The organism is Bacillus sp. NEB1478 (assembly GCF_031582965.1).
Taxonomy (GTDB): Bacteria; Bacillota; Bacilli; order Bacillales; family Fictibacillaceae; genus Fictibacillus.
In genome coordinates, this window is sequence record NZ_CP134049.1 from 682,105 (window position 1) to 706,710 (window position 24,606).

At 35.3% G+C, this 24,606-nt stretch carries 18 protein-coding genes; 13 read left to right on the forward strand and 5 right to left on the reverse strand.

From position 1 onward, the window contains the following. The first annotated feature begins 40 nt into the window (after nucleotides 1–40). Together RGB74_RS03170 and RGB74_RS03175 are read left to right on the forward strand one after the other, a co-directional pair. Complete coding sequence (locus RGB74_RS03170) at nucleotides 41–1,282, forward strand: O-antigen ligase family protein (protein WP_310761549.1); 1,242 nt, start codon at nucleotides 41–43, stop codon at nucleotides 1,280–1,282. Nucleotides 1,283–1,486: 204 nt separating this feature from the next. Continuing rightward, nucleotides 1,487–3,205, forward strand: coding sequence for a cell wall-binding repeat-containing protein (locus RGB74_RS03175; RefSeq protein ID WP_310761550.1), 1,719 nt, complete (start codon nucleotides 1,487–1,489; stop codon nucleotides 3,203–3,205). A gap of 51 nt (nucleotides 3,206–3,256) precedes the next feature. On the opposite strand, the gene RGB74_RS03180 is transcribed toward RGB74_RS03175, so the two are convergent. Then, on the reverse strand, nucleotides 3,257–4,729 hold the full coding sequence (locus RGB74_RS03180) for an N-acetylmuramoyl-L-alanine amidase (RefSeq protein ID WP_310761551.1): 1,473 nt from the start codon (nucleotides 4,727–4,729) through the stop codon (nucleotides 3,257–3,259). A 293-nt stretch (nucleotides 4,730–5,022) separates the two neighbouring features. On the opposite strand from RGB74_RS03180, the gene RGB74_RS03185 reads away from it, so the two are divergent. The 9 genes from RGB74_RS03185 to RGB74_RS03225 all read left to right on the forward strand — a co-directional run bounded on the left by RGB74_RS03185 (nucleotide 5,023) and on the right by RGB74_RS03225 (nucleotide 16,061). Further along, nucleotides 5,023–6,306, forward strand: coding sequence for a glycosyltransferase (locus RGB74_RS03185; RefSeq protein ID WP_310761552.1), 1,284 nt, complete (start codon nucleotides 5,023–5,025; stop codon nucleotides 6,304–6,306). Continuing rightward, nucleotides 6,299–7,624 carry a flippase gene (locus tag RGB74_RS03190; RefSeq protein WP_310761553.1) on the forward strand — a complete coding sequence of 442 codons (1,326 nt, stop codon included), beginning with the start codon at nucleotides 6,299–6,301 and terminating at the stop codon, nucleotides 7,622–7,624. Before RGB74_RS03185 ends, RGB74_RS03190 begins: the two co-directional genes overlap by 8 nt. A gap of 224 nt (nucleotides 7,625–7,848) precedes the next feature. Then, on the forward strand, nucleotides 7,849–8,862 hold the full coding sequence (locus RGB74_RS03195; protein WP_310761554.1) for a Gfo/Idh/MocA family protein: 1,014 nt from the start codon (nucleotides 7,849–7,851) through the stop codon (nucleotides 8,860–8,862). 31 nt (nucleotides 8,863–8,893) lie between these two features. Further along, nucleotides 8,894–10,231 (forward strand): nucleotide sugar dehydrogenase, encoded by a 1,338-nt coding sequence (locus RGB74_RS03200; protein ID WP_310761555.1) that lies wholly within the window; start codon nucleotides 8,894–8,896, stop codon nucleotides 10,229–10,231. 265 nt (nucleotides 10,232–10,496) lie between these two features. Beyond that, nucleotides 10,497–11,549, forward strand: coding sequence for a non-hydrolyzing UDP-N-acetylglucosamine 2-epimerase (gene wecB, locus RGB74_RS03205; protein WP_310761556.1), 1,053 nt, complete (start codon nucleotides 10,497–10,499; stop codon nucleotides 11,547–11,549). A gap of 30 nt (nucleotides 11,550–11,579) precedes the next feature. Continuing rightward, a complete protein-coding gene (locus RGB74_RS03210) occupies nucleotides 11,580–12,809 on the forward strand; it encodes a glycosyltransferase family 4 protein (protein WP_310761557.1) in 1,230 nt (409 codons plus the stop codon). Nucleotides 12,810–12,854: 45 nt separating this feature from the next. After that, nucleotides 12,855–13,946 carry a glycosyltransferase family 4 protein gene (locus tag RGB74_RS03215; protein WP_310761558.1) on the forward strand — a complete coding sequence of 364 codons (1,092 nt, stop codon included), beginning with the start codon at nucleotides 12,855–12,857 and terminating at the stop codon, nucleotides 13,944–13,946. Nucleotides 13,947–14,037: 91 nt separating this feature from the next. Next, nucleotides 14,038–15,153: a DegT/DnrJ/EryC1/StrS family aminotransferase gene (locus RGB74_RS03220; RefSeq protein WP_310761559.1), complete on the forward strand. Its 1,116-nt coding sequence runs from the start codon at nucleotides 14,038–14,040 to the stop codon at nucleotides 15,151–15,153. Nucleotides 15,154–15,350: 197 nt separating this feature from the next. Next, nucleotides 15,351–16,061: a DapH/DapD/GlmU-related protein gene (locus tag RGB74_RS03225; protein ID WP_310761560.1), complete on the forward strand. Its 711-nt coding sequence runs from the start codon at nucleotides 15,351–15,353 to the stop codon at nucleotides 16,059–16,061. Nucleotides 16,062–16,102: 41 nt separating this feature from the next. Here the strand turns inward: RGB74_RS03225 and RGB74_RS03230 are convergent, their stop codons facing one another. From RGB74_RS03230 to RGB74_RS03240, 3 genes are all read right to left on the reverse strand, one after another. After that, nucleotides 16,103–18,364, reverse strand: coding sequence for a cell wall-binding repeat-containing protein (locus tag RGB74_RS03230; protein WP_310761561.1), 2,262 nt, complete (start codon nucleotides 18,362–18,364; stop codon nucleotides 16,103–16,105). A 244-nt stretch (nucleotides 18,365–18,608) separates the two neighbouring features. After that, the gene (locus tag RGB74_RS03235) at nucleotides 18,609–19,253 is read right to left on the reverse strand and encodes a hypothetical protein (protein ID WP_310761562.1); all 645 of its coding nucleotides are present in this window, start codon (nucleotides 19,251–19,253) and stop codon (nucleotides 18,609–18,611) included. Beyond that, nucleotides 19,234–20,736 (reverse strand): O-antigen ligase family protein, encoded by a 1,503-nt coding sequence (locus RGB74_RS03240; RefSeq protein WP_310761563.1) that lies wholly within the window; start codon nucleotides 20,734–20,736, stop codon nucleotides 19,234–19,236. The genes RGB74_RS03235 and RGB74_RS03240 overlap by 20 nt, the downstream gene beginning before the upstream one ends. 384 nt (nucleotides 20,737–21,120) lie before the next feature. Here RGB74_RS03240 and RGB74_RS03245 point away from each other — a divergent pair, with 384 nt between their 5' ends. Continuing rightward, the gene (locus RGB74_RS03245; protein WP_310761564.1) at nucleotides 21,121–22,203 is read left to right on the forward strand and encodes a glycosyltransferase family 4 protein; all 1,083 of its coding nucleotides are present in this window, start codon (nucleotides 21,121–21,123) and stop codon (nucleotides 22,201–22,203) included. Between the two features lie 158 nt (nucleotides 22,204–22,361). Then, nucleotides 22,362–23,420 (forward strand): glycosyltransferase family 4 protein, encoded by a 1,059-nt coding sequence (locus RGB74_RS03250; protein WP_310761565.1) that lies wholly within the window; start codon nucleotides 22,362–22,364, stop codon nucleotides 23,418–23,420. A gap of 36 nt (nucleotides 23,421–23,456) precedes the next feature. Here RGB74_RS03250 and RGB74_RS03255 read toward each other — a convergent pair whose 3' ends face one another. Next, nucleotides 23,457–24,467 (reverse strand): LCP family protein, encoded by a 1,011-nt coding sequence (locus RGB74_RS03255; protein WP_310761566.1) that lies wholly within the window; start codon nucleotides 24,465–24,467, stop codon nucleotides 23,457–23,459. Nucleotides 24,468–24,606 lie beyond the last annotated feature (139 nt).

Below are 24,606 nucleotides of genomic sequence, written 5' to 3' on the forward strand. Positions count from 1 at the left end.
TGCAGTCCATAATACTAGCAGAGAAGGGTGATTTAATTAAATGCATGAAACTGAAAATAAAAATTTAATAAGATATATAATGCTGTTGCCTTTAATTTTTATACTCATGCCAAGGTTTGAAGGAAGCCAATTCATAACGTTTCCAATCTTAGGACTAGTGTTAATTGGTGCAGGGTATTTACTGATAAAAGAAGGAAAATTTGAAAGAAATTTATTTGACAAGAACTTCCGGATTGTAGCCACTCTTTTACTGATTTATATAGGTTTAATGGCTATTTCTTATATAAGTAATATTCATCAACTTTCTTTTAATGCTATTCCGCATTTTTTTAAGCCGATCTTGTTCATTATGGTACTTTCATACGGCTATTTAGTAGCTTTAAAAACAGATTCGGAAACATTGAAAAAAGGATTGCTAAAAAGTGCTTATATCATCATAATTGTGCAGATAATAGTAGGAATAACACAACTTTTAGACATATCAATATTTAAATATATATATGATGATAGCAAGTCTTATCCGATTTGGAAGCTTGTCAGAACGACAGGTACTATGGCTAACCCTAATATGTTCGGGTGGATTATTACGCAAATGACGGTAATTATCTATCTTTTTGAAAAGAATAACCGCATAAAATGGATATGGCTTTTTATCGGTTTTATTCTAATGATTCTTTCAGGGTCTCGGTCAGTATTACTTATGTTTCCATGTGTTTTTATCTTTATCGAACTATTTCGAAGTAAGAAAGATAAAAAGTTTTTTACAGTAAAAGTACCATTATTCATTGCTGGTCTTGGATTAGCGTTATTAGCTGCTTATTGGTTAATATTAAAATTTGGTCATATGCTCCCTTATTTAAGACAATTGATATTGGTAGTCAAAACTGGATCATTATCAAGTGTAAACTCATTCAGTTTAAGAACGGAAATGTGGGAAAATGCCTTAGCAAAGATCAGTGAAAGAGACAGTATATGGGCATGGGTTTTTGGATTAGGTCCTGGTTCCATAACCGTACTCGATAAAGATCTCCTTTATTCCCTTGTTAATTATGGAATATTAGGAACTACAGAAATGATTGTTTTATATATCGTAATTGCCTATTATTTTGTAAGATTAAAAGATAAAAATTTTAGTATACTAGGTTTACAGTACGTAGCTTTTTCTTTTCTAGTTGGCTATCAAGTTGAAACATTAAGTGGTTGGAACTATCCTATGTTAATTATGTTATATACGGGAATAGCGTTAGTTTTATTTAAAAAGCAAAAAGAAAATGAATTTTAAGTAAAAAGCCCTTCTTATGGAGGGCTTTTTTTAGTGCTATCTAAAGTGTTGGAATTGTAGTAATACATTGCATGGTAATGAATGTAATATTTCTGATAAATCCCCTTAACATGAGTAATTATTTTTATTTTTTCTGGTATAATGTTTAAAAATGGTAATTAAGTAAAAATAAAGAAAAAAAGAATGGGAAGGGGTTTCTAAAATTTGTTAAGGTTGTCTGCTATCCTGTTTTTAACCATCACAATCTGGTTGTGTTTAGTTGTTACTCCAAGTGCTGCAGGGAATCCAAATGAAAGGCTGGCGGGTAAAAATCGATTTGAGGTAGCGGTCAACGTTTCTAAAAAAGGTTGGCCAGAGGGATCTGAAACTATTCTTATAGCGAACCATAACTCTTTTGCGGATGCTTTATCAGCTTCACCATTAGCCTATAAAGTAAATGGACCAATTCTCTTAACACTAAATGATGAAATACAAGCAGCCACCAAAAATGAAATTCTTCGACTTCGTCCTAAAAAAGCCTACATCATAGGGGGAAATGGAAGTGTTTCAGATAGTGTATATCGTGAAGTAAATAAGATGGTGAAGGATGTAATCCGAATAGGTGGAAAAGATAGATTTGAAGTTGCAGAAAACATTTCAGATATCATGGGCAACACTCAAACCGCCATTATAACAAATGGACTTACATTTCCTGACGCGTTATCAATTGCCCCCTATGCTGCAAAGAATGGTTATCCTATATTACTAACAACTGTTGCACAAACACCATTAAGCACACAAAAAGCTTTAGTCGGAAAAAAGAATACGTTAGTTGTTGGTGGCGAGGGAAGTGTTGGTAAAGAAGTATTTAATCATTTACCTAACCCAAAACGTATTGGCGGAATTGATAGATTTGAAGTTTCTGCTAATATTACTCGTCAGTTATATTCAAATGTAGAGGGTACCTATTTAGCCACAGGATTATCTTTCGCTGATGCCTTAACAGGATCTGTCCTTGCAGCTAAAGAGAATGCACCATTACTGCTATCAAAACCTAATGTTTTACCATCGACAGTAAGTAAAGTGATTAAAGATAAACAAGTAAAGGAATTTGTGATATTGGGTGGTATAGGCTCCATCCAAGAAAAAATAGAGACATCACTTTCTACCGTTAATCTAACAAACCCAGTCGTGTATCTAGTTCCACACGCAGATGATGAAGTGTTAACTTATGCGATTGATATTAGGAATCAAATTTCTAGAGGAAGAAAAGTAATCCTCGTTTTATTATCAAAGGGAGAAGATTCTGGTGCAAGAGAGATATTAAATGGTGTATATGATGCTGATCCTGCACCGCATCTTCTAACTGGACAAAAAGCACATTGCGGTATTCATCATACCTATCACAACCCGATTGAAGAAAAATTTTTAGATGGTTATTTGACTGAGAAAGTCTTTGGAGAAGTCAGAGTCAGAGATTTCAATTATGCAACTAAAGCATTGGGTATTCCACAAAATCAGATTTTTACCGATATTGTACCTCTTTATCAATTTAAACAGAAGAATATCAAGCCAGTGATAAAAAAATATTTGAATAAATATCCAAAAGCAGAATTTCGGACTATGTCGATGTATGATGCACATGTTCCACATGCTGAGATAGGGAAATCATTAAAATCACTGGAAAATGAAGATGTTATTAGTCCCTTTAAAACTTTATATTTTGTTTCAATTTACACAGATCGATTTGCAAAGGTTAATATACCATTTCAAAGGTATACTAGTTTAATAGAGAAAGAGTATAACAAAAGATACATCTTAAATTCTATAAACTCTTATAAAGAATATTCACCAACACAAGGGAGATATGCCGTAGGATTCCATTCTGTAGCCTCTCAATTTAATTCATTGGAAAACAGTTTGTACACAAGGTATCATTATTAATATTTGAGAAAAATAAAAAGGTTGATCCAAAATTTTTTGGATCAACCCTTTTTAATTAAAATAATTTACAGACCCATAAAAAATAGCATCTGCATATTTTTGACGATAAGTGGATGAACCTAGTTTTGCAGCATCTGAAGAGTTTGTGATAAAACCAAGCTCTACGAGAATACTTGGGATTTTCGTGTATTTAATGACATAAAAATCAGCTTCTTTAACGCCGCGATCTCTAGTCCCTAAACGTTTAACTATCTCTTTTTGAATTTCAACGGCAAGCTCTTTACTAGCTGCACCATTGTAGGCAGTGTTGTAATAAGTCTCAGTTCCGCTCGCAGTACTTCCAGCTGAGTTGGCGTGAATACTGATGAATACATTCGCACCAGAATTATTAGCTATTTCAGCTCGGGTCGTTAATGGAATAAACGTGTCATTGCTTCTAGTCATAATGATTTTAGCGCCTGCATTTACCATTTTTGATCGAGTACGCAATCCTACATCAAGGACAACATCCTCTTCATTAAAATCACCACTACCAAGAGCCCCAGGGTCATCGCCCCCGTGTCCAGGATCAAGAACAAGCGATTTTCCTAGAAGTAACGTACTGTTGTTGTTCACCGAACCTGTACCGCCTAAGATTGTGAAATACTTGATTGTTTTATCTTGTATGATGCTTTTCGTTTCATTTGGCAGGTATGTTGGTGTTGTCAGGAGCAATGGAGAATTGTTTTTCGCAGCTAAGACCGATCCTGTTAATGCATCTGCAAAATTCATTCCAGATGTTAAGTATGTCGAAGTAGTAGGAAGGTTTAACTGGCGAATAACGTTTTCTGCTACTTCGAATCTGTTTGCACCGCCAATTCTAGTCGGTGAAGGGAGTTGGCTTTTCACTGAATTGCTTACGCTCGCTTCTCCACCTATGATATACGTTTTTGAAATATTCTTTTCTTGTAACGCAGCTTTTGTAGGTGCAGGTAAAGTCCCATTTCCAGTTAGGAGAATAGGGAATTCGTTTCTTGCTGCATATGGTGCGATTGCAAGAGCATCCGGAAAGTTCAATCCGTAGGCAACAACCGCTACACCTTTATTTGTTAAATGTTTAGAAATGTTTTGAGCAACAACAAATCGGTCTTTACCATCTATTCTTGTAACACTCAGACCCATCGATTTTAGTTCATTCACGACGTTATTTGAAATACTGCCGGTTCCCCCGATAATCACAGCTTCTTTTGCTCTCAGTCTGTAAATTTCATTTTTTGTAGATGGGGTAAGGAATTGATTTTGAGTTAATAATATGGGAGCATTCTTCTTATATGCCAATGGTGATGCTGATAGAGCATCAGCATACGCAAGATAATTGGTAAGTACTACGGTATTGGAAGTTGACCATCCTTTTTTTGAAACATTAACCGCAACTTCAAATCTGTCTTTTCCATCTATACGAGGAGTAGCAGCTTCCGCTTGAGGCTGATTGAACAGTAGGAAGATTCCACCCAGAAAGAGAGTTAGAATACATTTACGTAACATGTGGTACACTCCTGTTTATTTATTCCGACACAACTAGTTACACACTCTAGGTAACTGTTTGAATTTACGCTCCTCTCTTATAAATAAGACATATTTTTTCTACGATAATAATGATATCGGCACTTATTTCTACATTTTTATAGTCAATTCGTTCTATTTAGACAGAATTCTATGTTTTCAGTTAATTAAAATTTGCGTTACACATGTCAAATTGTTTAGATGAAAAACGAATAAATTCTTTGAGTATGTTATGATATTTGAAATTATATTGATTGATATAGGAGTTTTAATGAATGAGTTCAAATGAATTACTTACTAAAAATAAAAAGTTAGTTGTATTAACAAGCAGATTTCCTTTTCCTCCTGGTGAGGAATTCTTTGAGACGGAAATCAAGTATTTAAGTAATGAGTTTCAAGAGATCCATATCATTCCGGTTAATGTGAAGCGGGATGATTCTAATCAGCCACGAGACATACCTCAAAATGTTCATGTCCATGGTTTACAGCCAGAACTTCCTTCTATTAAAAAAACAGATCTTATAAAGAAGATGCTCTTAGATTCTCAAGGGAAACAATGGTTTTTGAGAGAGAGCAAATATTTGTTTCCAAATTATCTATCTGCCTTTTTTAAAACTGCTAACTGGGTAGGATTAGCTGTGGAAATACGTAAAAATCTGCTATCCATTATTGAAGAAAATCAATTCGATTTTTCTGACACCATCTTTTATTCCTACTGGCTTGGTCCATCTGCAACCGCATTGGCTATGATGAAAGAAATTGAACCTTCTATAAAAGTTGTCAGCAGGGCTCATGGAGGCGATCTTTATGCATATCGCCACAGTACTCCTTTTATGCCGACACAGAAGGAAACTGTAAAAAGATTAAATCAAGTTTTCGTTATATCCCAGGATGGCAGGAACTACTTAAGTGACTTATATCCAGAAGTTTCTTCGAAGTTTTCTGTAAGCCGATTAGGTACGAAAAAAACGGAAGGGAAATCTTCCCCTTCTGAAGATGGTATTTTACGAATCTTCTCTTGTTCCAATATGCTTCCGGTAAAAAGACTAGATTTACTAATAGATACTTTAAAGCACTGTAAGGAAACCATCATTTGGTCACATATTGGAGAAGGACCACTTAAAGAAGAGTTGGAGAAGAAGGTTAAAGAAGAATTACCGGCAAATGTTAAATGCGAATTCCTTGGCCGAAAGAAGAACGCTGAGGTTTTAGCATATTATCAAAGTCACCCTGTCGATCTTTTTATTAATGTAAGTTCGAGCGAGGGAATACCGGTTTCTATTATGGAAGCTTATAGTTTTGGAATTCCTTCCTTTGCGACAGATGTTGGAGGAACGAAAGAATTAGTGGATGAAACGAACGGCAAATTAATAGATAAAGATTTCGACATTGTGGAATTAGCAAAAGAAATTGATCATTTTGCAGCATTAAGTCAAGAGGAAAGAGAAAACTATCGTAGAGCAGCTTATAAAAAATGGGAAGACTCTTTTTATTCAGAAACAAATTATTCTCTTTTTGCTAAGAAGTTAAAAGAATTTGAGGGAAAATACAATGAGTAATACAGATCGCAGTTTTATTAAAAACAGTTTTATAACTTTTACGCGGCAAGTTTCCAACATTGTTGTAGGTATGATCTTACTTTCTGTCTTGGGGAGGTATTTAGGTAAGGAAGGATTCGGAGCGTATACATTATTAACTTTATTCCCAACAGTACTGCTTACCTTTCTGACATTAGGGGTAAACACCTCTACGATTTACTACGTAAGCCGTAAAGAAGTGGATCTAAACACAGTGTTTAATAACAATATTATTATTGGTACTTTGTTAAGTTTCCTTAGTATCCTAGTTGGTTTAATTGCTGTTTTCTTCTTTTCTGAACAGCTTTTTAAGGATACGCCAACTTCCTTATTGTATTTGAGTTTGTTGTCTGTTCCGTTTTTATTTTTACGAGAATACTTTCAGACCGTCTTTCAAGGTCTTCAAGATTTTAAAACTTTTAATGCGCTCATGGTCCAGAATCAGTTATCAATTCTTAGTTTAGCTGTTTTGTTTGTTATTGTTTTGGATTATGGTCTGCGCGGAGCTCTTTCGGCATTTATATTAGGAAACGCAGTCACGGTTATCACGATGATTTATAAACTGATGAGGCATCATTCTGTATCATTTAGGTGGAATAGTTTTTCGTGGCCGTATTTTAAGACATCCGTTAAATATGGATTAAAGGCACATGTCAGTAATTTTGCGAGCTTTCTAAACTATAGAACTGTTGTGTTTATTTTAGGTTATTTCACAACAGGGGGTGCTGTTGGGATCTATAGTGCCGCAATGAACCTAGGTGAAAGATTATCTATTTTTGCAGTTTCATTTTCAAGCGTCCTTTATCCTAAGATCAGCTCGACTAATTCAGAAGCAGATCGTAATCGTATTACATCTATCGTTAGCCGAAATGTATTTCTGATTACGATTTTAATGGCTTTAGTGGCATTTGTTTTATCAGATTTCATTGTATACACAATCTTTTCTACAGAATATAAAGAGACTCCATTATTATTAAAAATTATGCTTCCAGGCTTTGCGTTACTCGCAGTTGAGAAGGTTCTTTCTAATGATATTGCAGGAAGAGGCAGGCCAGATTTAAACATGTGGCTGTCTATTTATAACGTTGTTTTCAATGTAATTCTAAACTTGTTTATGGTCCCTAAATATGGTGTTACGGGTGCTGCGATCTCGACAACAATCACTTATTTATTCAGCTTTTTATTAAAAATCGGGATATTCAAAAGGCTTACCGGTGAACATTACTTGAACTTCCTTATCGTTAAGAAAAGTGATTTTCTCTTTTACAAATCACTTCTTCAAAAGATTCGATCGAGATAAAAATATAGGATTAAGCCCTTTCATTTAAAAATTATTCAAAAGAGGAAGGAAATACCTTTAAATCGGGTACACTAATAAAGTCAAAAATGTGAAATGTTGAACGAAATCATGTTTAGTAGTATTAGATAGAGAGTGAATATTATTGATATTATGGTTGATTAGTTTAAAATAAGTTTTGGAATAAACTAGTTAACACACATTTAGTTAAAAGGAGAGTTACCTAAATGACTAAGTTCGCCATTGTCGGTTGCGGTCACATCGCAAAAAAACATGCTGAGGCTATTGAAAAGGCTGAAGGCGCCGAACTTATCGCAGTATGCGATATGATTCCGGAGAGCATGGAGTATTACACAGAAAAATATGGAGTAGCAGCATATACAGATCTAGCTGAGCTTCTCAAATTAGAAGAACTGGATGTTGTCAATATTTGTACACCAAGCGGCTATCATGCACCTCTTGCTATTCAGATTGCGAATGCAAAGAAACATGTGGTTGTTGAGAAGCCTATTGCACTTACATTAGAAGACACGGATGCAATCATTAATGCTTGTAAAGAAAACGACGTTAAGCTTTCTGTTGTCCATCCAAATCGTTTCCGTCCTGCAATCATGGAATTAAGAAAAGCGTTGGATGGAGACTTAGTTGGAAAACTGAGCCATGCGAACGCAACGGTTCGCTGGAATCGTAATCAAGAATATTACGATCAAGCTCCTTGGAGAGGCACAAAGTCACTCGATGGCGGAGTATTAATGAATCAAGCAATCCATAATTTGGACTTACTTTTATGGACGATGGGCGAAGTTGAAGAAGTATATAGTATGGCAGCAACAAGATTGCGCAACATTGAAGCTGAAGATGTTTCAACAGGCGTTGTTCGCTTTAAGAACGGCTCTTTAGGTGTAATTGAGGCAGCTACGACTATTTACCCATCAAATTATGAAGAATCTTTGAGTATTTTCGGTGAAACGGGTACAATTAAGATTGGCGGAAAAACAGCTAATTATATCCAGCACTGGGATGTTAAAGAGATGGATGAAGCTCAGGTTACGGACATTATGGAATCAGTAAAAGCTGATCCATTTGGTAAGCCAGGTCATCAATGCATCATTGAGGATATGGTAATAGCTATTAAAGAAGACCGTGAACCTATCGTAACTGGAGAAGATGGAAAACGTGCATTGAGCCTAGTTCTTGCTTTATACGAATCTGCTGACACAAATAAACCAGTTAAACTATAAATCAATCTCCCCCTGAAAGAGAGGAATAAGAATGTCTAACAAGTTAGAATTTAGTTCAGTTTCAAAAGAATTATTAGGAAAAATCGAATCAAAAACAGCTACAATTGGTGTTGTAGGGCTTGGATATGTTGGTTTGCCTTTAGCAGTAGAAAAAGCTAAAGCTGGCTATAAAGTTATCGGATTTGATGTTCAAGAAAAAAGAACTCAGTTGGTTAATGACGGTATTAACTACATTGGTGACGTTGTTGATGAAGAGTTGGCTGAACTAACTTCTTCAAAACAAATTTTTGCTACAACAGATTATTCTTATATTAAAGAAGTGGATGCAGTTGCAATCTGTGTTCCAACACCATTGGACAAGTACCAACAGCCTGATACATCATATGTTGAAAGTTCAGCGAAAGAAATTGCAAAATTCATTCACCCAGGTATGCTTATCGTTCTTGAGAGCACGACTTACCCTGGAACAACTGAAGAAGTATTGCAGCCGATTCTAGAAAAAACAGGCTTGGTAGCAGGGAAAGACTTTCATTTAGCATATTCACCAGAGCGTGTCGATCCAGGGAATAAAGTTTATAACACGAAAAATACACCTAAAGTTGTAGGTGGAATCACAGAACAATGTACTTCAATCGCAGCAGCTATGTACCGTTCAGTACTAGAAGGCGACGTTCACGAAGTATCAAGCCCTCGTGTTGCTGAAATGGAAAAAATTCTTGAAAATACATTCCGTAACATTAACATCGGACTTGCGAACGAAATGGCAATTCTATGTAATAAGATGAACATCAATGTGTGGGAAGTAATCGATGCTGCTGCAACAAAGCCTTATGGATTCATGGCGTTCTATCCTGGTCCTGGACTTGGCGGACACTGTATCCCAATCGATCCATTCTACCTAACATGGAAAGCTCGTGAATACGATTACCACACACGCTTGATTGAAACAGCAGGTGAAATCAACAACTCAATGCCTGATTTTGTACTAGAGCGTACAATGAAAATCCTAAACGAAGACAAAAAAGCATTGAATGGAGCTCGAGTTGTATTACTTGGAGTAGCTTATAAGAAAGACATCGACGATATGCGTGAATCTCCAGTATTGCCTATCTTGGAAAAGCTTGAACTTGCAGGAGCTGACTGGATCGTTGTTGATCCTCATGTTGAACAGTTTAAATTAAACGGTGAGATGCATGACACACATGAGTTAACGAAGGAATTATTACAAGGAGCAGACCTCGTAATGCTTACTACGGACCACTCAAGCTTTGACTATAATATGATTGCAGAGACGAGCCCTGTTATCTTTGATACTCGTAATGCATTAAAAGAACAAGCTCCTTCTATTAAAAAATATCACTTACTATAAAAGAAACAGGATGAGATAACCATTATTTGGCTATCTCTTTTCCTGATTTTAGAACGGTTTTTATGTGAATTTTTCGAAGTTTTTCTTGCCATGATCAGTTTTATAACCTGTTAGCTAACGGAAAAGTCATGGCGTCAGCCAAGTTTTCTTCACTGGAAAAACTTTATCATCTAGGTTTTGCAAGAAATGGACAGCTTGATAAATGGCTGTGCGAAAACTGTTATGTACGGAATGGATAGAGTATAAATGAAGGAGTAAATTAAACATGAAGTTCTTAACTGTATTAGGAGCAAGACCGCAATTTATTAAAGCAGCTCCTGTTTCCCGTGAATTGCGAAAGAATCATGAAGAATTAATTATTCACACGGGCCAGCATTATGATAAAAATATGTCCGATATCTTCTTTGAAGAATTACATATTCCTAAACCGGATTTTCATTTAGGAATTGGATCTGCTTCTCACGGTAAACAAACCGGAGAAATGTTGAGCAAAATTGAAGAGATTATCCTACAAGAAAAACCAGACTATCTTTTGGTTTATGGAGATACAAATTCAACACTAGCAGGTGCACTTGCTGCAGCAAAACTTCATGTACCTGTTGTTCACATTGAAGCAGGGCTAAGAAGCTTTAACAAAAAGATGCCTGAAGAGATCAATCGCATCATGACAGATCACGTTTCTGAATACCTTTTCTGCCCAACAGACACAGCTGTTAACAATCTGACTGATGAAAACATGAAACACAACGTCATTAATGTTGGTGATGTTATGTTTGATGCTGTTGAATATAACCGGCAAATAGCAGAAAACAATTCAATAATATTAGATACTTTTGGACTTAAATCAAAAGAATATCATCTGATCACTGTGCACAGAGCTGAAAACACGGATGATCCTGAAAAAATCTCTACAATCCTTGAAGCTTTTTCGGAAATTGAAGATGTTAAAGTTTGGCCGATGCACCCAAGAACGAAACATGTTATTGAGCGCTTGAATTTAAGCTTAGAGTCTATTCCAAATTTAATGATTGTTGACCCTGTAGGTTATTTGGACATGCTAAAGCTAGAGAGCAATGCGAAGAAAATTCTTACAGACTCTGGCGGTGTACAAAAGGAAGCTTACTTTATGGAAGTTCCTTGTGTAACGCTTAGAGAGCAAACTGAATGGGTAGAAACACTTGATAGTGATGCGAATATTCTTGTCGGAACAGACAAAGAGAAAATTTTGGCTGCCGTTCGTAAAGATGTATCTCCTGTTTATAAAAATCTGTTTGGAGATGCAAATGCAGCCGGAAAGATCGCGAAATACTTTAATTAAACGTTTGTTTAAAAAAGAGGTAAAAAATTTATGAGAATCATTTTATTGAGTCAGCATTTCCCCCCTGAGGTAGGTGCTCCGCAGATCCGTCTGTATGAAGTCAGTAAAGAATTAATAAAAAGAGGGCATGATGTAGAAGTAATTACTGCATTTCCACATCATCCTCATGGCATTATTCCTGATGAATATAAAGGGAAATTCTATCAATATGAAGAGTATGAAGGTATTCCAGTGCATCGTTCGTGGATCTATCCAAGTCCAAAAGGAACCTTTTGGAGAAGATTGGTGTCCTATTTCTCTTTCACCTTCAGCGCTTTTTATTCTATGATGAAGGCGAAGAAGACAGATGTGATTATATGTACCTCTCCACCTTTGTTTTTAGGGATTACAGGCTATATGTCTTCGAAGCTTAAAAGAGCTAAGTTTGTTTTTAACGTAGCTGATATTTGGCCAGAATCTGCTGTGGAATTAGGCATACTAAAGAATAAGAAGTTTATATCATTAGCTGAAAAATTAGAGAAATTTTTATATAAAAAAGCTTGGAAAATAGCAACGGCGACAGATGGCATTGCCGATTATATGCTTAAAAAAGGGAAGAGGAAAGAACAAGTATTTCTTTTACCAAATGGCGTAAACACAGAAACTTTCCAACCTGGAGAAAAGAATGAAGAATGGCTTCGGAAATTAGGGTTTGAAGGGAAAAAAGTATTTACTTTTGCCGGCCGAATGGGATATGCACAAGGTCTTGATTCTGTGATTCGTGCAGCTAAGATTGTAGAAGAAACAAACCCAGATATCAGATTGTTATTTATAGGAGACGGTCCTGAAAAAGAAGAACTTGTCGAGTTGAAAAATAACTTAAAAGCAGATAACGTGATTTTCCATGATTCTGTTCCTGTTACAGAGATGCCGAATGTGTTCTCGATTTCTGATTTCAGTATTGTTTCACTAAGGAATATTGCTTTGTTCCAAGGCGCAAGACCTTCGAAGATTTTTCCAGCACTCGCATCAGGTGTACCTGTTTTATATTGTGGAGTAGGGGAAAGCGCAAAATTAATCGAGGATAGTGGCAGCGGAATCATTGCGACTCCTGAAGATGATCAAGATATTGCAATAAAAATGATCCAATGTGCCAATTTAACTGAATCAGAATATGAAAAATACTCTTTAAGAGGCAGAGAATTTGTTTGCCGAGAATTTTCTTGGGGAAGAATTGTCGATGACTTACTTGAGAATATTCAAGATTATAAGAAAAGGTAGGGAATGCAAATGAAAGTTTGTCATTTAACCTCAGTGCATTCCGCTATGGATACACGAATCTTGATCAAAGAGTGCCAATCCTTACAAAAAGCTGGACACGAAGTCGTTTATATTGTTCCTAATGCACAAGATAGTGAACATTTTGGTGTAAAGATAAAAGGTGTTACGTCAAATGCTAAGAATCGTTTGAAACGAATGGTGAACACGACCTCTTTAGTTTTCGAGGAAGCGCTTAGGCAAGATGCTGATGTTTATCATTTTCATGATCCGGAACTAATGCCAATTGGACTTAAGCTTAAAGGAAAAGGAAAGAAAGTGATCTACGATGTTCATGAAGATCTGCCTGAACAAGTGCTTTCAAAGCAGTGGATTCCAACTCCCTTCCGAAAAAGTGTAGCCTATGGAGCTAAAAGTTTTGAAAGGTATGCATCTAAGCGATTTGATGCGGTTGTAACTGCTACACCATATATTAATGAACGTTTCAAAACGTATAATCCAAATACCGTAACCATTCATAACTATCCACTGCTTCAAGAGCTGATGAAAGGGATGGATAGTGCAGAAACAGCATCTCCAACAGATAACAACCAAAAAAGTGTTGTTTATCTCGGTGGTATTTATCTTCTTCGTGGAATAAAAGAGATGATTTCTTCAGTTGAAAAGGTCAACGAAAAGTTGCCAGTTATATTCCGTCTAGGAGGCTCATTTGCACCTACCTCATTAGAAGATGAAGTGAAAAAGATGAGTGGATGGAAGCATGTGAATTATCTTGGATTTCTAAACCGGCAAGAAGTGAAAGAAGAGCTTAGTAATGCTGACGCAGGCCTCGTCTTATTACATCCAGAGCCGCGTTTTGTCGTTTCGTATCCGATTAAGCTTTTTGAATATATGTCAGCTGGTCTGCCGGTCATAGCATCGAATTTTCCGCTTTGGGAAGAAATCGTCAGTGCCAATGAATGTGGGATTTGCGTCGATCCTTTGAATATAGATGAAATTGCAAATGCGATTCAAACCATTTTGGACAACCCAGAAAAGTCTGCTGAGATGGGTAAGAACGGAAGACGGGCAATCGAAGAAAAATACAATTGGGAAAAAGAAAGCGAACGCCTGATTGAATTATATGAAAGATTGTCATAGATTGAAAAACAACGACCATTCATATATTCTGAATGATGTAGAAATGCTAATAAACAATAATTAATAATTTTAAGAGAGAAGGTTTAATGTAATGAAAGTACCTATGCTTGATCTTACAGAACAATATCAAAACCTGAAAAATGACATCCTGCCTGCAATGGAAGATGTAATGTCCAATGCAAGATTTATTTTGGGCGACAACGTTAAAAAACTTGAAGCAGATGTAGCTAAATATAGCAATGTAAATCATGGGATTGGTGTAGCTAACGGAAGTGATGCGATTCATATCGCATTAACTGCATTAAACGTAGGACCTGGTGACGAAGTTATCGTTCCTTCATTTACATTCTTCGCAACAGCTGGAGCTGTAGCTCGTGCTGGAGCAACACCAGTATTCGTTGATTGTGATCCTAAAACGTTCAACATTGATCCAGCAAAAATTGAAGCAGCTGTAACAGACAAAACAAAAGCAATTGTTCCTGTTCATCTCTATGGCCAAATGGCTGATATGGATGCTATCGTTGAGATTGCTAAAAAACATAACTTAGGAATCGTAGAAGATGCTGCACAAGCGATCGGTTCAAAATACAAAGGCAAAAACGTAGGGGAGTTAGGAACGATTGCTACTTACAGCTTCTTCCCAACTAAAAACCTAGGTGCTTATGGTGACGGCGGTATGGTCGTTACAAATGATGATGATCTTGCTGAAAAAATGCGTGTAATCCGTGTTCACGGAAGCAAACCAAAATATTACCACCATGTTCTTGGCTATAACAGCCGTTTAGATGAGCTTCAAGCGGCTATCCTTAATGTGAAATTCCCACATCTTGACGAATGGAGCAATCTTCGCAGAGAGAAAGCAGAGAATTACACGAAGCTGTTAAACGAGCAGTTGGGTGATAAAGTAGTTACACCATTTATTGCAGATTACAGCCACCATATTTTCCACCAATATACGATTCGAGTAGAGCGTCGTGATGAGCTTCAAAAGTATCTGCAAGAACAAGGCGTTTCAACAATGATCTATTATCCAAAACCATTGCACTTACAGCCAGTATTTGCTGAGTTAGGATATAAAGAGGGAGATCTGCCTGTAACAGAAAAAGCAGCAGAAGAAGCGATTTCTTTACCGATGTTCCCTGAACTCAAAATTGAACAACAGCAATATGTAGTAGAAAAAATTGCTGAGTTCTATAATAAAAACTAAATCAAAAATAAGGTGTTCACTCGTAACTGGGGTGAACACCGTTTTACACTATCAGAAAGTATAACTTGTTTGCAGTAGGATGGATCATCAAAGCAGAAACAAGTTAAAGTCGATAGTATAAGTGTAACTAAGGCTGACTAAAAAGGCTTGGCGTCAGCCAAGTTTTCTTTACATACTTACGGAAGAAGGTGTCTATGATGACAGTTCAAAAAGGGCAAAACGTTGTAATTGGTAATGATGTTAAGTTAGGAGAAAATGTAACAATTGGGCATAATGTAGTTATCTATGATGGCGTAACAATCGGTAATCATTGTATCATTCAGGATAATGCAGTGATCGGAAAACAGCCGACAAGAGCTAAAAACTCCATTCTACCAGAAGTGAAAAAACTTCCTCCAACAGTAATTGGTTCAGGCGTTACAATTGGAACTTCTGCGATTATTTATGCGAATGCTGAATTAGCTGATGATGTATTTGTAGCGGATCTTGCAACGGTTCGTGAACGAGTTACAATCGGTGAAAAGACAATTGTAGGGCGTGGCGTGTCGGTAGAGAATGATTGTACGGTAGGAGTAAAGTGTAAGCTTGAAACAAACTGTTACATCACTGCCTATTCAGAACTTGGTGATCAAGTTTTCATCGCACCATATGTAGTTACAACAAACGATAATTATATGGCAAGATCAAAAGAACGCTATGATAAATTTAAAGGTGTAACTATTAAAAATGGAGGGCGAGTAGGCGCAAACTCTACAATTCTTCCCGGTAAAGTCATTGAGGAAGACGGAACAGTTGCTGCAGCAAGTGTAGTAACTAAAAATGTAGAAAAAGAGGACCTAGTAGTTGGTTCACCTGCCCGCGTATTAAGAAAAGTTCCTGAAAATCAGTTGTTGAGAAATCAAAATTAAACAAAAAGCACACGACGAGTTGGTCGTGTGCTTTTAACTTTTTAATAGATATCTTTCTTTACAGTCGTTGGATAGTAGAAATTTAAAATAAAGTTGTAATCTTTTCCTTCTACAGCCATTTGTTTCGCTCCAAATTGGCTCATACCGATTCCGTGACCATATCCAGCCCCATTGACTACGAATCGATCTGTTTTATTATCAACAGACTTGATATAAGGGCTGTACATAATGCTAGAACCAATCATGTTGCGAATATCATATGATCTACGGATGACTGTTAAAGTTTTTACAGCTAATTTTCCATTGCTCATCACATAGCCGTTAGACGTTTTTTCAAAGTACTTTAAAGTGATGGATCCATCGAGTCTGTCATCTTCATCAAAAGATGTTGTGAAATCTACATTATCTATTTTAATAATTTTAATATCAGATGTTTTCGGGATATAGTTATATCCGTCTGCTTTTAGCATGGACTTGAACTGAGTCATAATTTTAGTATCTATTTCACTTGCATTATTCCACCAGTTATTTAAAGTAGTCCCAGTTGTATAATCAATTTTTGAGGTGTCAATCTGAGTTTTCTTTAATTCATAAGACCAATCACCTTTATAATAACTGTATTTGCTAGCATTTTTCACGTCAAATGTATCTTCTACTGAAATAGAATATGGCAATCTTGCTGTACCCCATGAATTCTTATTAGATAAAGTTTGACCACCATTTGAAGAGTAGTAGAACGTTTGGGCAACTCCCATAGGGTTGCTCTTAGAAACTTCTGATGGATGAGTCAAAATAATGCCTTTTGTTTCATTAACAGCGGAATTGCTTGTCCCATACTCGCTAGAACCCCAGATATAGCCTTTATACACTTGGTTTGATTGTGTGTCATCAATGGCCATATCACCTTTTCGATAAACAAACGTTCTAGCAGTTATGGCCTGGGCTTTTAAAGCTTCTTTTTCCCATGAATAACTCATTTCTCCTGGTAATACACCCTTTAGGTAATCTTCTAAAGGAACATTTTCGTTGATTGGTCTAATATAGCTGCCTTCAACTGCAAATGTCATATCACCTAGATAAGATAAATTATTGTCTAGCTCAATAACTGAAGAAACACCGTATTTTTCCGGGTCTAAAGTAAAAGAAGAAGCATTGAAATCTTTTATTAAGGTAGAGCCTTTATATAATACAAGGTCTTCACCTACTTTTTTAACTGTGTAATCTTCACCCGCATCTAAAACGGCAGGGAGATCTGCCATAACGCTATTCGAAACAGATCCAGTTCCACCTAATACTGTAAAATCAGAGATGGCCTTTGAGTTAATGACATCTTTTGTAGCTGATGGGATATATGTTGGCATTGTAAGCAATAAAGGAGCATTTTCTTTAGCTGCATATACAGAACCTGTTAATGCGTCAGCAAAAGTAAGTCCAGTAGCGACAAAAGCTCTATTAGCACTCATCTTTAATTCTTTTAAAATATTTGCAGCTACTTCAAAACGGTTAGCCCCACCAATTCTATCAGCATTTGGCAGTTTATCAGCGACAGATTTACTTACACTTGCTTCACCACCGACTACGATTGTTTTAGTGGTTTTATTAGATTTAAGTGCGGATGCTGTTTTAGAAGGTAGTTTGTTTGGTTGAGTTAATAGTATAGGATATCCATTTCTCGCTGCATAAGGGGCAATAGCCAATGCATCTGGAAAGTTCAAACCGTTAGCAACGATTGATGTTCCAGGTGTACCTAATTCACTTGAGATTTTCTGTGAAACTTCAAAACGATCGGCACCGCCAATTCTTCTTACAGAGATATTACTATTAATACTTCTAATATCATTTACTACATTACCGGAAACACTTCCAGTTCCACCGACAATAATAACTTGACTAGGCATAATTTCTTGAATTTGCTTTTTCGCATCTGCTGTTAAGAAATCCTTTTGAGTTAATAATATTGGCCCTTTGTATTTATAAGCTAATGGAGCAGCTGAAAGTGCGTCAGCAAAGGCATTATAGTTTGCTAGAATGACAGTTCCAGCATTATTACCCCAACTATTATCTGCAATTTTGGAAGCTACTACAAAACGGTTGGCACCATCAAGGCGTAAAGAATTCTCTGTATTAATACGATATTGACCTTCAGTATTAATGTTCAAAGCCGTTTTGTTACCTATGTAATTTTTAAGTTTAATTGAAACAGTCGGTTCTGCTGCAGAACTCTTACCGACAGGTGTAAAAACAATGGATGAAATTAATAGAGTGGATACAAACAATCTATTAATCTTCTTTTTTCCCTTCAAAACATCTCCCCCTATAAATTTAGTGACTATTAAATTTTACCATTAATGGTAAAATCAATGGACATTTAATTACAAAATAAGATAAAAAATTACATATAATATCTTATTTTCATTATTTTTGAATAATTATGTCACATAATCTTTATCGGAGGGTTATACAATTTCTTTAGTGAAAATTGAATAAAAATACAAAAAACACCTTTAGGCATTTTGTTGCCGGAAGGTGTTTTTAATAACTGTATTATTATTTTCGGAATACTTCTGGTAATAGAAGTATCATAAAGCTTATTATCAAGCCAATTAAGAAACCGAATACTGTTTTGTTTTTAGCACTTTCTTGCACTGTTTCAATGTTTACTTGTTTTATTTCTTTAGCTTCATGCAAACCAAATATGATAAGGTCATATTCACTTTTAGTTTTTGGTTTTTGAGGACCAGCTTGTGATTTAGAATCCTCATAAAATTTTGTAATATCTTCTTTTGCTTTCTTTGAATCGTCAATATATTGATTAACAACAAGTTCTAATGTTTCTTTGGCTTCTTTTGGGTTCTTACCAGTATAACTAAGACCGAGTACTTTAGCTGGCTTTATTATAAAAGATACTTTTGATTTTATATCACCTGGATCTATACTCGAATCTTTTTTTTCCAACTTTTCAATAAATGTATCGCTAGTTATATATGTTTTCGCATATTCTGCATCCGTATAGTCCAATTGATTGCTATCTTTATCAAAGTTAGCAAGTTGAATCTCTGCATTAGCCGTATAGGATGACGGCCCTTTTTTCTGAAACATATAGGCAGCTCCTGCAGCTAAGAATGGAATTAAAATTAATAATATGAACCATTTTCTTAACCTGTTTATTATACTATTGAATGTTTCTTTCATATGAATCCTCCGATTTAAGTGTTGAGTAAGGTATTTGATCAATTGAATGGGTCTTCCAATAATTAATGAATCCTATCGCGAATGCGAAAAGCAACCATAAATAATTCAAAGTTATTTGAGAGCTCGGACTGATACTTGCAAGGAAAAAAGCAATCAGTGCTGTACACAAAGCCTCAGCTATCATACGATTGTTACCGGTAGATTCCTTAAAGATATTAAATAAATAATATATCAATCCTGCATAGAGAAGTAAATATCCTGTAAATATAAAAATACCATAATTGACCATCATTTCAATCCACCAATTATGAATGTTTATAATTGTGTGAGTGGGATACTTGGCGAATTCTTTCATATAGTACTCAGAGTTTCCGGCTCCAATTCCAAAACCAAATGATTCGCTAATAAAATGGAATGAATTTTTAATTAGGTTAATACGTATATCAACGGAACTTCCTTCTGTATTATTTCCGAGCGTTGCAATCAAACCGTACACTGATGCAAAGCCATTATAAATTTTATGAGGTACGATAAGTATTGCAAGTACACTCATAAAACCAAAGGCAATGATCATGTATCTTTTAATGTTACGTGAAGTTAAAAACAGGAACCAAAATCCTAGTCCAAGCAAGATAGAAATATAATTTGCCCTAGAAGAAGTCAGTGACATAATGTAAAGAGAAAATAACATTACCCCAATTGCTCCAATTTTTACAATCATATGTTTTGTATGATTAGCTAGAGCTAATGCAAAAAAGAAACTGATTGAAATAAAACTGGCAAAATCATTTTCATTTGCAAATACGGATGTTGGAATGGATTTTTGATAAGTGTCTATACCATAAAATCTTGAAGTTGGAAAATGGATCAAAGTTAAATGATTGATTAACCCAAATATCAAGAGCAAAAGAAACATTGCCACCCAAATGTATAATAAATTTACATAATCTCGCTCTTTCTTAAAAACGAAAGTAACAAACAGAATTAAACTGATTCCAATAACTAAAAATACAAAATCAGCTATTCCTGCTTTAATCGTTTTAGCCCATATTAATGAGATAAGAGCATAGACAATCCAGACTACATGAAACAATATTATATTTTTCACATTTATTTTTGACCATGGAGTTAATTGATCCTTTTGAAAATATTTAAAGAAAAATATAGGAAGCGCAATTAAAAATAAAAGTCTATATGGGAATAAGCTGAATGGACCTATATTTACACTTGCTATCGCTGGCCCGAAAAACGAACTGATTATTAGTAAATATATTAAGTTTTCCATAAACGAATATTTTTTTAGAAGTGGTTTGCAAGTGATAAAAATCAACATGCATAAAATTAAAAGCCCAGATAAAAAAAGGACTGTTTTCGAGTCGGCTGAAAATAAGCTAGATGCAATAATCCATCCAACAAGTAAAGAAAATAGTAAAGCAATAATAATCTGATAAATTAGACTTTTTTGTGTCTTTGAATATAACATGTAGCTCGCATAAACTCCTTTCTCTTTCTCCTATCACAATAACTGAGTATATCATAATATAAGTCGCTAATAGGTCGCTATTTTAGGTTTTACAAGAGTGTTATAGAACTGTAACTTTATTTGAAATAATTTGAATTTAATACAGTTAATAGGTTTATGTTTTTTTAAAATAAGGAAATTATCAAATAAAATTGAGGAAGGACAGGTTATGTAAGATTTTGTCGAAAAATATAATGTAAAGAGAATATGAAAATTCTTTGTTATTGGTTGTGTAATTGAGTGTTTATCTTTATAATTTCATCTTAGGTACACAGACATTTTGACAAATGCGAAAAATAATGAATTATTATATACACAAGCGATTTGTTATAAAGAGGGGATATAATGAAAACATTGCTGTTAACAAGCTTTATTTCGTTCCTAACTGTTTTGCTTGTTACACCTTTTGTTATTAAGCTAGCCATTTTAATTGGTGTGACAGACAAACCAGACAAAAGAAAAGTACATCAGAAACTAATGCCAAGACTAGGCGGTCTTGCAATTGTAATAGGAGTTATCGCTGGGTATTTTACAGCAGGTCTCCAATATCAAGCTGTATCAGGGATCACATTAGGTGGGATTATAATTGTTATTGTTGGTCTACTTGACGATAAATTGACAATCTCCCCAAAAATGAAACTTTTAGGACAGCTGCTTGCAGCATTAGTTATTGTAGGAACAGGATTAACAATTGATTTTATAAGTATTCCTTTTATCGGAAAGTTCGATTTAGGAATTTGGGCATATCCAATTACGATTTTTTGGATTTTGGCTATTACAAATGCAATTAACTTAATTGACGGGTTAGACGGACTAGCAGGGGGAATATCTGCTATTGTCATTTCGACTATTGCTATTATGGCTGGATTAAATGGCAATATGATGATTCTGACGCTGTCACTCATCGTGCTAAGCTCTATAATAGGCTTCTTATTCTATAACTTTCATCCAGCGAAAATTTTTATGGGTGATACAGGAGCTTTATTTTTAGGCTATTGTATTTCGGTGCTTTCGCTGCTCGGACTATATAAAAGTGTAACTTTGTTTAGTTTTGTTGTTCCGATTATAATTTTAGGAGTACCTGTTTTTGACACCACATTTGCGATTATTAGAAGACTCGCAAATAAGCAACCAATATCAGCACCTGATAAAGGGCATTTACATCACAGATTACTCCAGCTAGGATTATCACATCGTAATACTGTACTGATGATCTACGGACTTAGTATTATTTTCAGCTTTGCTGCTGCAATATTTTCATCCACAACAGTATGGGGAGCTATTGCAATCACTGCTGGATTGTTAGTATTACTTGAATTAATAGCCGAGTTAATCGGACTCGTTCATCACAAGTACCGACCACTATTATTCATTTGGAAAAAAGTTTTCAGTTCAGAATCAACGCAGCAAATAAAAATTGAAAAGTAATATTTACTAAAAACTTGCCTATATTAGGCAAGTTTTTTTATTATGCCCGAAACGATAATTATTCAATCAAGTAGCGGAAAAAACTTACATAAGTAATTAAGTCAATTTCATGGAATTCTATAGGATGGAAGCAAAATCAATGATTTGAGGGCAAAAGTATGATTAATAACCCATTGTTAATTGGTTTTATATGTTTTTTTACTGTTCTAGCAGTAACTCCATTCGTCATTCGACTTGCTATTAAAATCAATGCTGTAGATGAACCCAATCAAAGAAAGGTACATACAAAAGTGATGCCGAGATTAGGTGGGTTGAGCATTGTGATAGGTGTGGGGATTGGTTTTTTCATTAGCGGATTATTTGAAAAACAAATTCTTGGGATATCATTAGGCGGATTGGTCATTATCTTACTTGGTTTGGCTGATGATATATATCATTTATCTGCTTTAAAAAAGCTTATCGCTCAAGCAATAGCTGGAACATTGGTAGTCATGAGCGGGTTGATTATTGAGATCATAAATATCCCTTTTATAGGTGCTTTTGAGATAGGATATCTTTCATATCCTTTAACGATCTTTTGGATCATTGCAATCACAAATGCGATTAACTTGATAGATGGATTAGATGGCCTAGCTGCCGGAACATCATCAATTATTGTTTTCACTATTGGAGTAATGGCTTTCTTGAGTGGAAAGGATATGATTTTTACAATATCGATTATTATATTTGGAAGTGTAATTGGCTTTTTATTTTATAATTTTCATCCAGCGAAAATATTTATGGGTGACATAGGCGCGTTATTTTTAGGCTATTGCATAGCGATTCTTTCCTTGTTAGGCCTTTATAAAAGCGTTACATTATTTAGTTTTATCGCTCCGATTTTATTGTTAGGTGTACCTATCTTTGACACTGCTTTTGCGATTATAAGAAGGATCGTAAATAAACAGTCCATCGTAAAGCCTGATAAAGGACATCTTCATCATCGGTTATTAAAAAAAGGTTTATCTCACAGGAAAACGGTATTATTCATTTACGGGATGGGTTTAATCTTTAGTGCGGTAGCAATCATCTTACCATTAACAACACTTAGAGGAACTATTGTGATCGTGTTGCTACTAATTATCCTCCTTCAATTTTTAGCGGAAAAAATCGGTCTTGTGAATGATCGGTTTACTCCTTTTTTAAATATCCTCAATAAAGTACACCAAAAAAAATGACCCCAGTCTAAGAACTGAAGTCAAATTGTAAATTATTTATTTAGAATTATCCGTTTTAGGGAGTTCTTCTTCAATATTAAGAATCTTAGATAACTTCTTCCTAATTTCTTGAACAGATTCATCCCTAGGAATTTCATATGAAACTCCATCGATTGTTTCCGGATACGTTTCAAGCTGTATAGGTTTTATCTCTTTATTCTTTATGGTTTTGTAGAAGTTCCTCATCGCAAACATTTCTGTAGTCGTAATGTTCGTTTTGACGTTATTTCCAAGCTGGTCAATAACGTTATCAGCTTTGGTAATCGAACGAACTGAGATCGCTTCATCCATTATTGCTCGAATTGCTTCGCTTTCACGTTCGTTTCTTCCGATGTCCCCGCGAGGATCTTGCTTACGCATACGCACAAAGGCAAGTGCTTCTTCGCCATCCATCTTCATAGGACCTTTTTTAAATGTAATCATTCGCTTAAATGACCCCTGTTTAAAGTCAAATGGTACATTTACCGTTATACCGCCAAGTTCATCTACAACCTTCTCAAACCCATCAAAATTAGTTGAAACAAAATAATCAATCGGAATTCCCATTAGATTTTCTGTAGCTTTCATAACAGCTTTTTCTCTTTCACCTTTTTTGCCATAAGCATAAGAGTGATTGATTTTATCTTTTCTATCTATTGATGACAAATAAGTCCGTGTATCACGTGGAATATTTACTATTGCAGCCTCTTTTGTTTCTGGATTAATGGTAATCAGCTTTATTACATCAGCTCTGCCTACATCACCTTCTTGATAATCTTCAACCCCGATTAACAAGATCGTTACAGGATCTTTCCCGAGCTTTACATTATCCATTCGAAGGTCAGACTTTTCTGTGTCAACATAGCTTCTATCTGCGTTTGCTTTTATTTTATAAGCTAAATATCCACCATAGCTTGCTGCGCTTATAAAAAACAAAATAGCTATTAAAGCTACAAAACGTATCAGCCGACGAAATGGACTGCGCTTACGTCTTCTTCTACGTTGTCTTGTGTGATTTTGTTGGTTCATATACCTCTTAACTCCTTAAGCCCAATAAAAATTGGAGTGATAGTATCCCTGCACAACTCCTTGATAATAACATATCGCATTTCATTAAGAAACATTGTCGAAAAAATAACATTTATAAGATTCGGTGTCATATTTGATT

Excerpts from the sequence above, each read along its gene's own strand:
- RGB74_RS03170 (WP_310761549.1), top strand. The coding sequence starts at position 41 with ATGCATGAAACTGAAAATAAAAATTTAATAAGATATATAATGCTGTTG.
- RGB74_RS03180 (WP_310761551.1), bottom strand. The coding sequence starts at position 4,729 with ATGTTACGTAAATGTATTCTAACTCTCTTTCTGGGTGGAATCTTCCTA.
- RGB74_RS03185 (WP_310761552.1), top strand. The coding sequence starts at position 5,023 with ATGAGTTCAAATGAATTACTTACTAAAAATAAAAAGTTAGTTGTATTA.
- RGB74_RS03190 (WP_310761553.1), top strand. The coding sequence starts at position 6,299 with ATGAGTAATACAGATCGCAGTTTTATTAAAAACAGTTTTATAACTTTT.
- RGB74_RS03195 (WP_310761554.1), top strand. The coding sequence starts at position 7,849 with ATGACTAAGTTCGCCATTGTCGGTTGCGGTCACATCGCAAAAAAACAT.
- RGB74_RS03200 (WP_310761555.1), top strand. The coding sequence starts at position 8,894 with ATGTCTAACAAGTTAGAATTTAGTTCAGTTTCAAAAGAATTATTAGGA.
- wecB (WP_310761556.1), top strand. The coding sequence starts at position 10,497 with ATGAAGTTCTTAACTGTATTAGGAGCAAGACCGCAATTTATTAAAGCA.
- RGB74_RS03210 (WP_310761557.1), top strand. The coding sequence starts at position 11,580 with ATGAGAATCATTTTATTGAGTCAGCATTTCCCCCCTGAGGTAGGTGCT.
- RGB74_RS03215 (WP_310761558.1), top strand. The coding sequence starts at position 12,855 with ATGGATACACGAATCTTGATCAAAGAGTGCCAATCCTTACAAAAAGCT.
- RGB74_RS03220 (WP_310761559.1), top strand. The coding sequence starts at position 14,038 with ATGAAAGTACCTATGCTTGATCTTACAGAACAATATCAAAACCTGAAA.
- RGB74_RS03225 (WP_310761560.1), top strand. The coding sequence starts at position 15,351 with ATGACAGTTCAAAAAGGGCAAAACGTTGTAATTGGTAATGATGTTAAG.
- RGB74_RS03235 (WP_310761562.1), bottom strand. The coding sequence starts at position 19,253 with ATGAAAGAAACATTCAATAGTATAATAAACAGGTTAAGAAAATGGTTC.
- RGB74_RS03240 (WP_310761563.1), bottom strand. The coding sequence starts at position 20,736 with ATGTTATATTCAAAGACACAAAAAAGTCTAATTTATCAGATTATTATT.
- RGB74_RS03245 (WP_310761564.1), top strand. The coding sequence starts at position 21,121 with ATGAAAACATTGCTGTTAACAAGCTTTATTTCGTTCCTAACTGTTTTG.
- RGB74_RS03250 (WP_310761565.1), top strand. The coding sequence starts at position 22,362 with ATGATTAATAACCCATTGTTAATTGGTTTTATATGTTTTTTTACTGTT.
- RGB74_RS03255 (WP_310761566.1), bottom strand. The coding sequence starts at position 24,467 with ATGAACCAACAAAATCACACAAGACAACGTAGAAGAAGACGTAAGCGC.